The 235-nt window shown below is 70.6% G+C and carries 1 protein-coding gene; it reads right to left on the bottom strand.

The features are described from left to right. Positions 1-235 (bottom strand): hypothetical protein (locus KVT32_RS31615; RefSeq protein ID WP_217619586.1); only part of this gene is annotated, 235 nt, incomplete at both ends.

Below are 235 nucleotides of genomic sequence, written 5' to 3'. Positions count from 1 at the left end.
CCCGCGGCGCCGGCATGGCGCAAGCGCAGCAGCCAGCGTTCCTCGTCCTCGGCCACGAAAGCAGCTTCGCGCGCCAGCATCGACGTCAGGGGCGAGCCGCCGTGCAGGCAGACCAGGACGCACTCGCGAAAGCGCGATTCGCCGTCGTCGACATAGGCCCACAGCGTGCCCTGCTCCGGCCCCGGCTCGAGCTTCAGAAAGCGTTGGCTCAGCCCCTTGCTCAGGCGGTCGGCCA

It is taken from the genome of Achromobacter sp. GbtcB20, from assembly GCF_019091095.1.
Classification (GTDB): domain Bacteria; phylum Pseudomonadota; class Gammaproteobacteria; order Burkholderiales; family Burkholderiaceae_B; genus Achromobacter; species Achromobacter mucicolens.
Note: the sequence above shows the minus strand (reverse complement) of the source record. Positions and strands in the feature narration are given on the sequence as shown.